This window comes from Nocardia rhizosphaerihabitans (genome assembly GCF_014646295.1).
In the GTDB taxonomy this organism is placed as follows: Bacteria; Actinomycetota; Actinomycetes; order Mycobacteriales; family Mycobacteriaceae; genus Nocardia; species Nocardia rhizosphaerihabitans.
On the sequence record NZ_BMNE01000005.1, the window covers coordinates 496601 to 508881 of the forward strand.

At 69.2% G+C, this 12281-nt stretch carries 10 protein-coding genes; 9 read left to right on the forward strand and 1 reads right to left on the reverse strand.

The genetic code is table 11. The annotated features are described in order from the left end of the window. Window positions 1-141: 141 nt before the first annotated feature. The gene (locus tag IEY60_RS23905) at window positions 142-486 is read left to right on the forward strand and encodes a YbaB/EbfC family nucleoid-associated protein (RefSeq protein ID WP_189032343.1); all 345 of its coding nucleotides are present in this window, start codon (window positions 142-144) and stop codon (window positions 484-486) included. Continuing rightward, the gene (recR, locus tag IEY60_RS23910; protein ID WP_189032345.1) at window positions 486-1094 is read left to right on the forward strand and encodes a recombination mediator RecR; all 609 of its coding nucleotides are present in this window, start codon (window positions 486-488) and stop codon (window positions 1092-1094) included. The genes IEY60_RS23905 and recR overlap by 1 nt, the downstream gene beginning before the upstream one ends. Here recR and IEY60_RS23915 read toward each other — a convergent pair. Beyond that, the gene (locus tag IEY60_RS23915; RefSeq protein WP_189032347.1) at window positions 1091-1732 is read right to left on the reverse strand and encodes a hypothetical protein; all 642 of its coding nucleotides are present in this window, start codon (window positions 1730-1732) and stop codon (window positions 1091-1093) included. The genes recR and IEY60_RS23915 overlap by 4 nt on opposite strands. A 137-nt stretch (window positions 1733-1869) precedes the next feature. Between IEY60_RS23915 and IEY60_RS23920 the strand changes: the two genes are divergently transcribed. The 7 genes from IEY60_RS23920 (at window position 1870) to IEY60_RS23950 (ending at window position 12280) form a co-directional block, all read left to right on the forward strand. Continuing rightward, window positions 1870-5526 carry a transglutaminase family protein gene (locus IEY60_RS23920; RefSeq protein ID WP_189032349.1) on the forward strand — a complete coding sequence of 1219 codons (3657 nt, stop codon included), beginning with the start codon at window positions 1870-1872 and terminating at the stop codon, window positions 5524-5526. A 27-nt stretch (window positions 5527-5553) separates the two neighbouring features. Continuing rightward, the gene (locus IEY60_RS23925; RefSeq protein ID WP_189032352.1) at window positions 5554-8643 is read left to right on the forward strand and encodes a circularly permuted type 2 ATP-grasp protein; all 3090 of its coding nucleotides are present in this window, start codon (window positions 5554-5556) and stop codon (window positions 8641-8643) included. Then, complete coding sequence (locus IEY60_RS23930) at window positions 8640-9536, forward strand: transglutaminase family protein (protein ID WP_189032354.1); 897 nt, start codon at window positions 8640-8642, stop codon at window positions 9534-9536. The genes IEY60_RS23925 and IEY60_RS23930 overlap by 4 nt, the downstream gene beginning before the upstream one ends. A gap of 4 nt (window positions 9537-9540) precedes the next feature. Continuing rightward, on the forward strand, window positions 9541-10608 hold the full coding sequence (locus tag IEY60_RS23935; protein WP_189032358.1) for a zinc-binding metallopeptidase family protein: 1068 nt from the start codon (window positions 9541-9543) through the stop codon (window positions 10606-10608). A gap of 104 nt (window positions 10609-10712) precedes the next feature. Next, window positions 10713-11597 (forward strand): bile acid:sodium symporter family protein, encoded by an 885-nt coding sequence (locus tag IEY60_RS23940; RefSeq protein ID WP_189032362.1) that lies wholly within the window; start codon window positions 10713-10715, stop codon window positions 11595-11597. A 60-nt stretch (window positions 11598-11657) separates the two neighbouring features. After that, window positions 11658-11909: a type II toxin-antitoxin system Phd/YefM family antitoxin gene (locus IEY60_RS23945; protein ID WP_189032364.1), complete on the forward strand. Its 252-nt coding sequence runs from the start codon at window positions 11658-11660 to the stop codon at window positions 11907-11909. Further along, window positions 11906-12280, forward strand: a complete 375-nt coding sequence (locus tag IEY60_RS23950) for a type II toxin-antitoxin system VapC family toxin (protein ID WP_189032366.1) — start codon at window positions 11906-11908, stop codon at window positions 12278-12280. Before IEY60_RS23945 ends, IEY60_RS23950 begins: the two co-directional genes overlap by 4 nt. Window position 12281 lies beyond the last annotated feature (1 nt).

A 12281-nucleotide genomic window follows, 5' to 3' on the forward strand; every position in this document is an offset into this window, starting at 1 on the left:
GGCAGCAATCAAGCTGTTACCAGGAAGGTCACGGATAACGGCACGGTCGGTATGCGCCACCGCGGTGGCGGGTGTGGGAGTATCCCGGCGGCGCGTGAGGACTACGCTTGACGCGGACGAAACTTCTGGAGAGGACGTGCTGTGCAACCCGGTGACGGTCAGTTCGATATGCAGGCCCTGCTCGCGCAAGCCCAGCAGATGCAGCAGGCGGTGATGCAGGCTCAGGCCGAGCTCGCCGAGTCCGAGGTGCAGGGGCAGGCCGGCGGTGGTCTGGTCCAGGCGACCATCAAGGTCAGCGGTGAGGTCATCGCGCTGACGATCGACCCGAAGATCGTCGACCCCACCGATGTCGACGGCCTGCAGGACCTGGTGATCGGCGCGATCAACGACGCCATGGCCAACGCGCAGAAGCTGGCCGCCGAGCGGCTCGGCCCGCTCTCGCAGGGCCTCGGCGGCGGTTCGATGCCCGGTCTGCCTGATTTCTGATGTATGAGGGGCCGGTTCAGGATCTGATCGACGAGCTGGGCAAACTGCCCGGCGTCGGTCCGAAGAGCGCACAGCGCATCGCTTTTCACCTGCTGCAGGTGGAACCGCCGGAGATCGACCGGTTGCAGGCCGCGCTGCAGAAGGTGCGCGACGGCGTGCAGTTCTGCGTCTCGTGCGGCACCGTGGCCGACGGTGAGCTGTGCCGGATCTGTGCCGACCCGCGCCGCGACCGCACGATGATCTGTGTGGTCGAGGAACCCAAGGACGTGCAGGCGATCGAGCGCACCCGCGAGTTCCGTGGTCGCTACCACGTGCTCGGTGGTGCGCTCGATCCGCTCAGCGGCATCGGCCCCGATCAGCTGCGGATCAGGGAACTGCTGACCCGCATCGGCAACCAGGACGACGGCGTCGACGTCAGCGAGGTGATCATCGCGACCGACCCGAACACCGAGGGCGAGGCGACGGCCACCTATCTGGTGCGCATGCTGCGCGATTTCCCCGGGCTCACCGTCACCCGGCTGGCCTCGGGTCTGCCGATGGGCGGCGATCTGGAGTTCGCCGACGAGCTGACCCTTGGCCGCGCGCTGTCGGGCAGGCGGGCGCTCTAGAACTCCACGCGGGTCCAGCGCACCTCGGCACCCGCGTCGGGGTTCTCGGTGGTCCAGTCCCAGATGATGCGGGCGACCTGCGCCGGATCCTCGACGGTGGTGCCGAAGTGCTTGTCGGGCGAGCCGTCGCGGTATTCGACGGTGTAGGGGCCGGTGGGGTCGCGATAGGTCTGGATGTAGCGCTGCTCGCCGCGTTCGACGATCAGGTACGGGTTCGGGTCGGCCAGCCCGGCGACCCACTGGTGCGCCAATTCCTCGGTGAGATAAGGGAATTCGCCCGCGCCGCCGTGGGTGACGGCGACCGGGACGTGCCCGGCCGGGTCGATCAGCCAGCTCAGCTGCGGGTCGTAGACGGCGTAGCCGCGCGGGGTGGCGAGATCGAAGAGCAGGGTGCGGACGAAGCCGATCGCGTCGTACGGCGACGGGATGTAGAGCGTGGTCCCGTTCGCGCCGCCGACGGATTCCACGCTCAGGAACGAGTCGTCCACCGGCAGTTCGTTGTTGCGGGCGTTCAACTCGGCCGCGATCTCGGCGATCGCGTCGGACTCCGGCTGACCTTCCTGGGCGGCCAGGTACGCGTCCACCTCGTCGACGGAGGTGGCGACGCCGGACGGCAAGAGGATGTGGTCGTAGCTCACCCGGCCCAGCCTACGGGGCGGTCGGTTCGCGCTGGTCGGCCAGGCATTGTTGCCTGGGGGTTTCGACCCGGTGCCCGTCGGGAAACTCCGGTTTCGTCAGGCCACGGTGCACCGGTGGGGTGTGGTCAACTGGGTGCATGGGCATCAAGGTGTCGCTCGAGCACCGGACCGCGTACTCCTTCGATCGTCTCGTCGACGTGCATCCGCACGAGGTGCGCCTACGGCCAGCGCCGCATTCGCGCACGCCGATCGAGGCATACTCGCTGGAGGTGTCGCCGCCTGGTCACTATGTGAACTGGCAGCAGGACGCGTTCGGCAATTTCGTTGCGCGGCTGGTGTTCCCGGAACCGACTCGGGAGTTGTCGATCACCGTGGGGTTGATCGCCGACCTCGAGGTGGTCAACCCGTTCGACTTCTTCGTCGAGGACTACGCCGAGCACTTCCCGTTCGCCTATCCCGAGGCGCTGGCCGCCGACCTGGAGCCGTATCTGCGCCCGGTCGACGAGGCCGAGCCGGGTTCGGGGCCGGGGGAGTTGCTGCGCGACTGGGTGCGGGTGCATCGCGCGCAGGGCCGTATCCGTTCCATCGACTACCTGGTCGAACTCAATTACGCCCTGCGCAACACCGTCGACTACACGGTGCGGATGGAACCGGGCGTGCAGACCCCCGACGACACGCTGCGCCGGAAGCTCGGCTCCTGCCGTGATTCGGCGTGGCTGCTCGTGGCCATCCTGCGCGAACTCGGCCTGGCCGCGCGCTTCGTCTCCGGCTACCTGGTGCAGCTCACCGCGGACACGCCCGCGCTGGACGGACCGTCCGGGCCGAGCGCCGACTTCACCGACCTGCACGCCTGGACCGAGGTGTATCTGCCGGGCGCCGGCTGGATCGGGATGGACCCCACCTCCGGCCTGTTCGCCGGCGAGGGGCACATCCCGCTCGCCGCGACCCCGCACCCCGGCGCCGCCGCACCGATCACCGGCGCGACCGGGATCACCGAGGCCACGCTCGAATTCAGCAATGTGGTGCGGCGGGTGCACGAGGACCCGCGAGTCACCCTGCCCTACACCGATTCCCAGTGGGAGCGGATCACCGCGTCCGGCGCGGCCGTCGACAAGCGGATGGCCGCCGCCGATGTGGGCCTGACGATGGGTGGCGAGCCGACCTTCGTCTCCATCGACGACCAGATGAGCGCCCAGTGGACCACCGACGCCGACGGGCCGCACAAACGCGAACGCGCCGTCGACCTGGCCGACCGCCTGCGCGCGATCTACGCGCCCACCGGGCTGGTGCAGTACCGCCAGGGCAAGTGGTATCCGGGAGAACCGTTGCCGCGCTGGGAGATCGCCATCGCCTGGCGGGCGGACGGTGAGCCGGTGTGGAAGCGCCAAGACCTGCTGACCGACCCGTGGACCCCGGTCGCGCGACGCTATCCCGTGGATGATTCGAGCGTCATCGAGACGGTCGCCCCGCCGCTGAACGAGGCAATCGCGCCGGACCCCGCCGAATCGGACGGCTTCGCCGCAGGCGCCGTCGTCAGCGAGACCGGCGGCTCGCCACTGGGTGGGGCAACCAGTGAGCTGGACTCGGTCGGCTCGGCGGCACCTGATGGCGATCTGGCCACACCGGCCCAGCCGCTGCACACGGCGGCGACGCGTACGGCTGACACGCAGCCGCTCAACGCGTCGGCAGGTGTTCTGCCGCAGTCGCATCCGACTGCCGATGCGGACTCTGCCCGATCTCTGATCGCCCACATCGCGGGCACGCTCGGGTTGCCCGACGCCCAGGTGCGTCCCGCCTTCGAGGACCCGCTGGCCAGGCTCGCCGCCACCGTGACCGCGCCGTTTGGCGAGCCGCCTGCGGCCGACCTCGATCCGGTCGAGGATTCTCCCGAGGCTCGCCAGGCTTTGCTCGGCAGGCTCGACGAATCTGTCAACGAGCCGACCGCCTATGTGCTGCCTCTGCACCGCAGGGCCGACGGTGCGGGTTGGGCCAGTGCCGATTGGCAGTTGCGGCGCGGTCGTGACGAGGACGGCGGTCCCGGGCGGATCGTTCTGACCGACGGTGATTCGCCCGCGGGACTGCGACTTCCGCTGAATTCGGTGTCCTGGCATACCCCGCCGCCGATTCCGGAAGCCGATCCGCTGTTCCAAGGTCCGCTGCGGCTGCCGCGCGAGGAACCGCCCGCCGTGCTCGAACCGGCGGACTTCACCCCGACCACCGCGCTCGTGGCCGAGGTGCGGGCGGGGCGGTTACATGTGTTCCTGCCGCCGGTCGGCGAGCTCGACGACTTCCTCGATCTGATCGCCAAGGTGGAGGAGGCCGCGGTCGCGCTCGATCAGCCGGTGGTGCTGGAGGGGTACGCGCCCCCGAATGATGCTCGGCTGCACACCTTCTCGGTGACGCCCGATCCCGGCGTGATCGAGGTGAACATCATGCCGACCAGCTCGTTCGCCGAACAGGCCGACGTGCTGGGCACCCTCTACGAGCAGGCCAGGCTGGCCAGGTTGAGCACCGAGTCGTTCGACGTGGACGGCACGCACGGTGGCACCGGCGGCGGTAACCACATCACCCTGGGCGGGGTCACGCCAGCGCGCTCGCCGCTACTGCGCCGGCCCGATCTGCTGGTGTCGATGCTGACCTACTGGCAGCGTCATCCGGCGCTGTCGTACCTGTTCGCGGGCCGATTCGTCGGCCCGACCTCACAGGCTCCGCGCGCCGACGAGGGGCGCGAGGGCGCGCTGTACGAACTCGAGATCGCCTTCGCCGAGATCGCCCGGCTGACCGCCGCACAGGCAGCCGACGGGACGTCCGAAATCCGCTCGGCCCCATGGCATATCGACCGCGCCCTGCGGCATCTGCTGACCGATCTCACCGGCAACACCCACCGCGCCGAGTTCTGCATCGACAAGCTCTACAGTCCCGATTCCGCGCGCGGCAGGCTGGGCCTGCTGGAACTGCGCGGCTTCGAGATGCCGCCGCATTTCCAGATGGCGATGGTGCAGTCGCTGCTGGTGCGCGGCCTGGTCGCGATGTTCTGGGACAAGCCCTACCGCGCACCCCTGCTGCGGCACGGCGACAACCTGCACGGCCGCTACCTGCTGCCGCACTTCCTGATGAGCGATATCGCCGAGGTCGCCGCCGACCTGCGCGCGCACGGCATCGACTTCGACACCAGCTGGCTCGACCCGTTCACCGAATTCCGTTTCCCGCGCATCGGCACCGCGATGATCGGCGACGTCGAGCTGGAACTGCGCGGCGCGATCGAACCGTGGCTGACCCTCGGTGAGCAGACCACCGGCCAGGGCACGGCACGCTATGTCGACTCCTCGGTGGAGCGGTTGCAGGTGCGGGTGGTCGGCGCCGACCGCGGCCGCTACGTGGTGACCTGCAACGGCATGCCGGTACCGCTGCTGGCCACCGACAAGACCGACGTGCAGGTCGCGGGCGTGCGCTATCGCGCCTGGCAGCCGCCGAATTCGCTGCATCCGTCCATCACCGTGGACGCGCCGCTGGTGTTCGACCTCGTCGACGCCGCGACCGGGCTCTCGCACGGCGGCTGCACCTATCACGTCGTCCATCCCGGCGGCCGCGCCTTCGACGACCCGCCCGTCAACGCGGTGGCCGCGCAGTCGCGGCGCAACCGTCGCTTCGAGGCGGCGGGACATACGGTGAATCCGATGGACCCGGCCGAACTCCGTGCGAAGATCGCGGCGCAGTCGACCGATGTCGGTGCACCAGGCATCCTGGATCTACGTCGCGCGCGCACCGTGTGGGACTGGGCCGAGGGCCGGTAGGCGACAACAGGAAGCGAGGTCGGCTCGGTGACTGAGCGCGACGAGGCGCTACGGGACGGGAAGGCGCCAGGCGTGCGCGCACAGGTCGCCGAGCAGTTGGCGCGGTATCGGGCCGCGAGCAAGGCGGGGGCGCGCTACGACGAGTGCGGCAGGCCGACGCCGGGCTATTACGACGAACTGGTCGACGGACGCGGCCGGGTGCGGTCGATGTGGTCGGAGCTCTCGGCCGACTTCGTCGACCAGGGCATCAGCGGACTCGGCCGGATCGATCACCGGGTGCGCAGGCAGATCGAGGACGACGGCGTCACCTACACCGAGGTCGGGGTCGGTGACGACGCCGCGACGCCCATGCCGTGGCGGCTCGACCCGATCCCGCTGCTGGTCTCCGCCGACGACTGGACCCGCCTGGAAAACGGTCTGGTGCATCGCTCGCTGGTGCTCGACGAGGTGCTCACCGATGTCTACGGCCCGCGCAGGCTGATCGCCTCCGGTCTGCTGCCGCCGGAGATCGTGTTCGGCAACACCGGGTATGTGCGGGCCGCGCACGGCATCACCATTCCGGGCACCCACCAGCTGTTCCTGCACGCCTGCGACATCAGCCGCTGGAGCGACGGGCAGTTCCGGGTGCTGGCCGACTGGGCGCAGGCGCCGTCGGGCGCCGGCTACGCGCTGGCCGACCGCCGCGTCGTCGCCTCGGCCATCCCCGAGGCGTTCGAGCACGCGGGCCCGCGCCCGCTCACACCGTTCGCGCGGGCCATGCGGCTGATGCTCGAGGAAGCCGCGCCCGAGCTGGCCGACGGCGAGGAACCGGTCGTCGTCGTGCTGAGCCCGGGTTCGCACTCCGAAACCGCGTTCGACCAGGCCTATCTCGCGCAGACACTCGGCTTCCCGCTGGTCGAGAGCGCCGACCTGGTCGTGCGCGACGGCGCGCTGTGGATGCGCTCGCTCGGCAGCCTGGAACGGGTCGACGTGGTGCTGCGCCGCGTCGACGCCGAGTTCTCCGATCCGCTGGACCTGCGTCCCGATTCGCGCCTCGGCGTGGTCGGGCTGGTCGAGGTGCTGCGCCGGGGCGCTGTCACGGTGGTCAACACCCTCGGCAGCGGCCTGCTGGAATCGCCCGCGCTGAGCGCGTTCCTGCCGCGGATCGCCCGTTCGGTCCTCGGCGCCGACCTGCAGCTCGACGGGATGCCCGCCTATTGGGGTGGCGACGACACCGAGCGATCGCACCTCGTCGCGCACCTCGGTGACCTGGTGATCCGTTCCGCCGTCGACGGAGCGACGATCTTCGGACCGAGCCTGGCCGCCGCCGAACGCGAAGAACTCGCCGCGCGGATCGAGGCGGAGCGGTGGAAGTGGGTCGGGCAGGAACCCGCCGAGTTCTCGGTCGCGCCCGCGGTCGAGGGGGAGGCGGGGATCGCGCCCGCGCCGGTCGGCATGCGGTTGTTCTCGCTGGCCCGGCGCGGTGGCTATACGGCCATGTCGGGTGGGCTCGGCCAGCAGCGGATGCGACTGGAACCGACCCGCAGCGTGATCAAGGTGGCGGCCAAGGATGTCTGGGTGCGCGCCGCGCCCGCGACCGCGCCCGCCGTCGGCGCCGACGCGCCGCACGAGGAGCGGCTGCGCCGGGCGGTGCCGGTGGTCGAGGCGATCAGTTCGCCGCGCGTGCTCAACGATTTGTTCTGGATGGGCCGCTACAGCGAGCGCGCCGAAGCGGTGGCCCGGTTGCTCGCGGCGACCCACGACGTCTATCAGGATTACCGCTACCGGCCCTGGCTGGAAGGCGCCGAAGCGTTGCCGATTCTGATGCGGGCGTTGTCGGTGACCACGGGCACGGTCGCGCCGGAATCGGTGCTGCCTCACGGAACCAGGCCTGTCGGCGCGCTGGTCCGGGTGGAGGCGCAAGCCGGCGATGGGCCGAGTCCCAGCACGCCGGAGAGCAGGGACACGCGGGCCGGCGAGCGCGCCGCCGCAGAGGCGGAGCGAGATGGATCGGCTGCCGCCGTGGGCGACTCCGGTGCACCGGGCGCAAGCGCGCCGATCCGGTCCTCGGACGTGGCCGATGCCGACGCGGAGGTGGATTCGGCTGCGGCGGAATCTGATTCCGACGATGCCGAGTCGGCAGCGCCGTGGGAGCGGGCGGGGACGAGTGCGCTGGCCCGTGCACTGCGCACCACTGGGAGCGCCGCCGAGCGGGGTGCGGAGCCTGCGGAGGGCGACCGTGACGATCGTGCGCGGCACGAGCAGGTGAAAGCCAGCGCGCGCCCCAAGGTTTCGGGCAAGCCTGTCAGCGCGGAGCCGAGGGTCGTCGCGGGCGCCTCGGCCGAGGGCTTCCAGTACCTGGCCACGCTCACCGGCGACCGGCATCTGCCCGGCTCGCTGTCCTACGCCGTCGACCACTACGGTTCCGCGGCGCGCGCTGTGCGCGACCAGCTCTCCGCCGACACCTGGATGGTCGTCGGCGCGGTCGATCGCGCGCTGGCCGAATTCCGCAGCGCCAGTACTGAACAGGAGACCGCGCTGTCCTCGGTCCACTCGCTGACGCTGGCCGCGCTGCTGTCGCTCTCGGGCATCGGCGCGGAATCGCTGGTGCGTGACACCGGCTGGTACGTCATGGACATCGGCAAACGCATCGAACGCGGACTCGCGCTGACCGCGCTTCTCAAAGCCGCACTGGCGCAGGCGAGTCCGCCCGAGGTGGAGCGGGTGGTCACCGATTCGGTACTCGTCGCGACCGAGTCCGCGGTGATGTACCGCCGCCGCCACCGTGGTTCGGCGCATGTCGCCGCGCTGGCCGGGCTGCTGCTGTTCGACGCGGGCAATCCGCGATCGCTGGTGTATCAGCTCGATCGGCTCGAAGCCGACTTCCAGGCGCTGCCGGGCGGTTCCGGCGCGTCCAGGTCGCAGCGACTGCTCGCCGATGCCCAGCGGATGCTGCGCCGAATCGACCCGGCCGACCTGGAAACCACCGATACCGAAGGCGTGCGCACCGAGCTGGTGGAACTGCTGGAGGGGGTGCACCTGCGGCTGCGCAAGCTGTCGGAGTCGTTCGAAGCGACCAAACTCGCTGTGCCGGTGGCGATCCAGCCGCTGTGGGGTAACACCAGGATGGTCGGATGAGCAGGCGATACCGGGTGATGCACCGCACCACCTACAGCTACTCCGACGAAGTCACCAGTTCCTACGGCCGTGCGTATCTGACCCCGCGCGAATTCGCCGGTCAGCGGTTGCTCGAGCACGACATCTACATCGACCCGGTGCCGTCGGACCGATCCGTCGGCACCGACGTCTACGGCAATACGACGACGTATTTCCATGTGACATCCGAACATCGGAAGCTCGAGGTCACCGGCGAGTCGCTCGTCGATGTCGACGGCGACCATCCGTCGACGATGCCGGGCGCCGACCTGCCGTGGGAGCAGGCAAGGCCGAGCGTCACCACCGGGCCGCTGGCCGTCGAGTTCACTCTCGACCTGCTGCCACCCGAGATCACCCCGGAGGTCGCCGCCTACGCCGCGCGGAGTTTCCCTGCGGGCAGACCGCTGCTCGACGCGGTCACCGAGCTGAACACCCGCATCCACGAGGATTTCCGGTACCGCTCCGGCTCGACGACCGTGAGCACCAGCGTCGCCGACGTCTTCGCCGCGCGCGAGGGCGTCTGCCAGGACTTCGCCCGGATCGGCGCGGCCTGCCTGCGGTCACGGGGGCTGGCAGCGCGCTACGTCTCGGGCTATCTCGCCACCGATCCGCCGCCTGGCAAGGAACGCATGGTCGGGGTCGACGCCACCCACGCGTGGGCCGCGGTCTGGCTGCCCGGCACCGACGAGACCGACCGCACCGGCCGCTGGATCGCCTTCGACCCCACCAACGACCAGTTCGCCGACGAGCGCTACGTGACCGTGGCGTGGGGGCGCGACTACCAGGATGTTCCGCCGCTGCGTGGCATCATCTATACCGACGCCAAACAGTCCACGATCACGGTCTCGGTCGATGTAGCCCCGGTGGAGGTGTAGTCCCTTGCGTGATTTCGTCTGCCCGAATTGCGGACAGCAGCTGGCTTTCGAGAACTCGGTGTGCCTGGCATGTTCGAGTCCGCTCGGATTCAGCCTGCGGGAGCGGGCGCTGGTGGTCATCGGCGATCCGCCGGGCGACGCGGCGATCGATCACGCGCGCGGCGTCGTCTGCGGTGACCGGTTTCGGTTGTGCGACAACCTGCATGTGGCGCAGTGCAATTGGCTGGTGTCGCGGTCCGACGACACCGCGGGGCCGATGCTGTGCGAGTCGTGCGCGCTCACCCGCACCCGGCCCAACGACGCCGACGCCGACGGCCTCGCCGCGTTCGCCGAGGCCGAGGCGGCCAAGCGGCGGTTGATCTTCGAGCTGGTCGAACTCGGCCTGCCGATCGTCGGCCGGGACGCCGATCCCGCGCACGGCCTCGCCTTCGATCTGCTCTCCAGCCGCACCGACGGCGTGCTCACCGGCCATATCGACGGCGTCGTGACCCTGGACCTGGCCGAGGCGAGCGACCCGCACCGCGAGCAGTTGCGGATCGAGATGGACGAGCCCTACCGGACCCTGCTCGGCCACTTCCGGCACGAGATCGGCCACTACTACTTCACCGTGCTGGTCGCCGGAGACGAAGCGCTGCAACGGTTCCGGGATCTGTTCGGCGATCCGTTCGCCGACTACCAGGAGGCGCTGAACCGGCACTATTCGCAGGGCGCGCCGCCCGGCTGGGAGGACGACTACGTCTCGTCCTACGCCACCATGCACGCCGCCGAGGACTGGGCCGAGACCTTCGCCCACTACCTGCACATCCGCGACACCCTCGACACCGCCGCCGCCTTCGGCATCGCCCCCGCCGGCGCCACCCTGGATCGGCCCCAGGTCGGGCGCGCCGGCTTCGACAAGATCATCGAACTGTGGTTGCCCCTGGCCTGGTCGCTGAACATGGTCAACCGCTCGATGGGACACGACGATCTCTATCCGTTCGTCCTGCCCGATCATGTTCTGGAGAAGATGCGCTTCGTCCACGAGCTCTGTGAACGCAGCAACGCGACACCCGAGGAATCAGTGGTCGCTTAATACCGCGATTCCACTGCGTTCTAGGTCACAGCTGTTTACCCTCACTGTTTGAGACGAACGAGTCTCAAACCCGGTGTTGCCCGGGATGCTCGATGAGGATGGCTATGAACTCACCCCTGGTTTCCGTCGGATTGCCACTGGCCTTGGCCGTGATCATGTTCGGCTTGGGACTCTCGCTCACCGTCGCCGACTTCACCCGGATCGCGAAGAGCCCGCGCATCGTCGCGATCGCCCTGCTCTGCCAGGTGATCGCGCTGCCGATCGTGGCCTTCGGGCTCGTGCTGCTGTTCGACCTGCCCGCGATCCTCGCGGTCGGCATGATGCTGCTCGCGTCCTCGCCGGGCGGCACGACCGCGAATCTGTTCAGCCACCTGTTCCGTGGCGATGTGGCGCTCAATGTGTCGCTGACCGCGGTCAACTCGGTCATCGCCGTCGTCACCGTCCCGCTGGTCACCAACTTCGCGATCGGCTACTTCGACCCAGCCGAGAGCGGTGAATCGGTCGGACTGCAGTTCGGCAAGGTGGTCCAGGTGTTCGCGATCGTGCTGGTCCCGGTCGCCGTCGGCATGCTGGTGCGCCGGGCGTCGGTCGCGTTCGCCGACCGGATGGACCGCCCGGTGCGCATCGGTTCGGCGGTGACCCTGATGCTGGTGATCGTCGGCACCCTTGCTGCCGAAGCCGGCGACCCGCCCGATTCGCTCGCCCAGGTCAGCGGGATCACCGTGCTGTTCTGCCTGATCAGCCTGACTATCGGCTACTTCCTCCCGCGCCTGCTCGGCGTCCCCGACCGCCAGGCCATCGCCTGCTCGATGGAGGTCGGCATCCATAACAGCACGATCGCCATCACCATCGCGGTCAGCGTCCTGGACAGCACCGAAATGGCTGTCCCCGCAGCCATCTACGGCATCCTCATGTTCCCCCTCGCCGCCGCCTTCGGCTACCTCATCACCCGCAAACGGTCACGGGTGGCGGTCGCCGCGGCCGAGTGAGTCCTCGGGCGCGTGGACAGGTGTGCGACACCGGACTAACCTCTTAGCTAAGGAGGCGTCATGGTAGGGAACGCGGCGGAGCAATTCAACATTCACGACGCGAAGACGAACCTGTCACGCATCATCGAGCGGGTGGAGCAGGGGGAGGAAATCGTGATCAGTCGTGCCGGAACTCCGGTCGCCAAGGTGGTGCCGTTGACTCGCCGGGTCAATCGGACCGGCCGTGGCTCACTACGCGGTCGGCTCGAGTTGTCGCCGGGCTGGGACTCGCCCGAGACCAATGCCGAAATCGCCCGCGACTTCGACGCATGAGCCTGCTGCTGGACACCCACGTCATCCTGTGGTGGCTCACCGACGATCCCACCCTGGACGCGGACCTTCGCGGACGGCTCGACCACGATCCCGACGTCTACGTCAGCTCGGCCTCGGTGTGGGAGATCGCGATGAAGCAAGCGTCGGGAAAGCTGGCCGGTCCGGCCGACCTGCCTGAACGGGTGGTCGGGAGCGGGTTCCTGCCGCTACCGATCGATGCCAGGCACACGATCGAAGCGGCCCGGCTTCCGCTGATCCACCGCGATCCGTTCGATCGGATTCTGGTGGCGCAGGCCCGGTGTGAGGAGCTGACGCTCGTCACCCGGGACCCGTACTGCCTTCGGTACGACGTGGTTTCGCTACCGTGCTGAC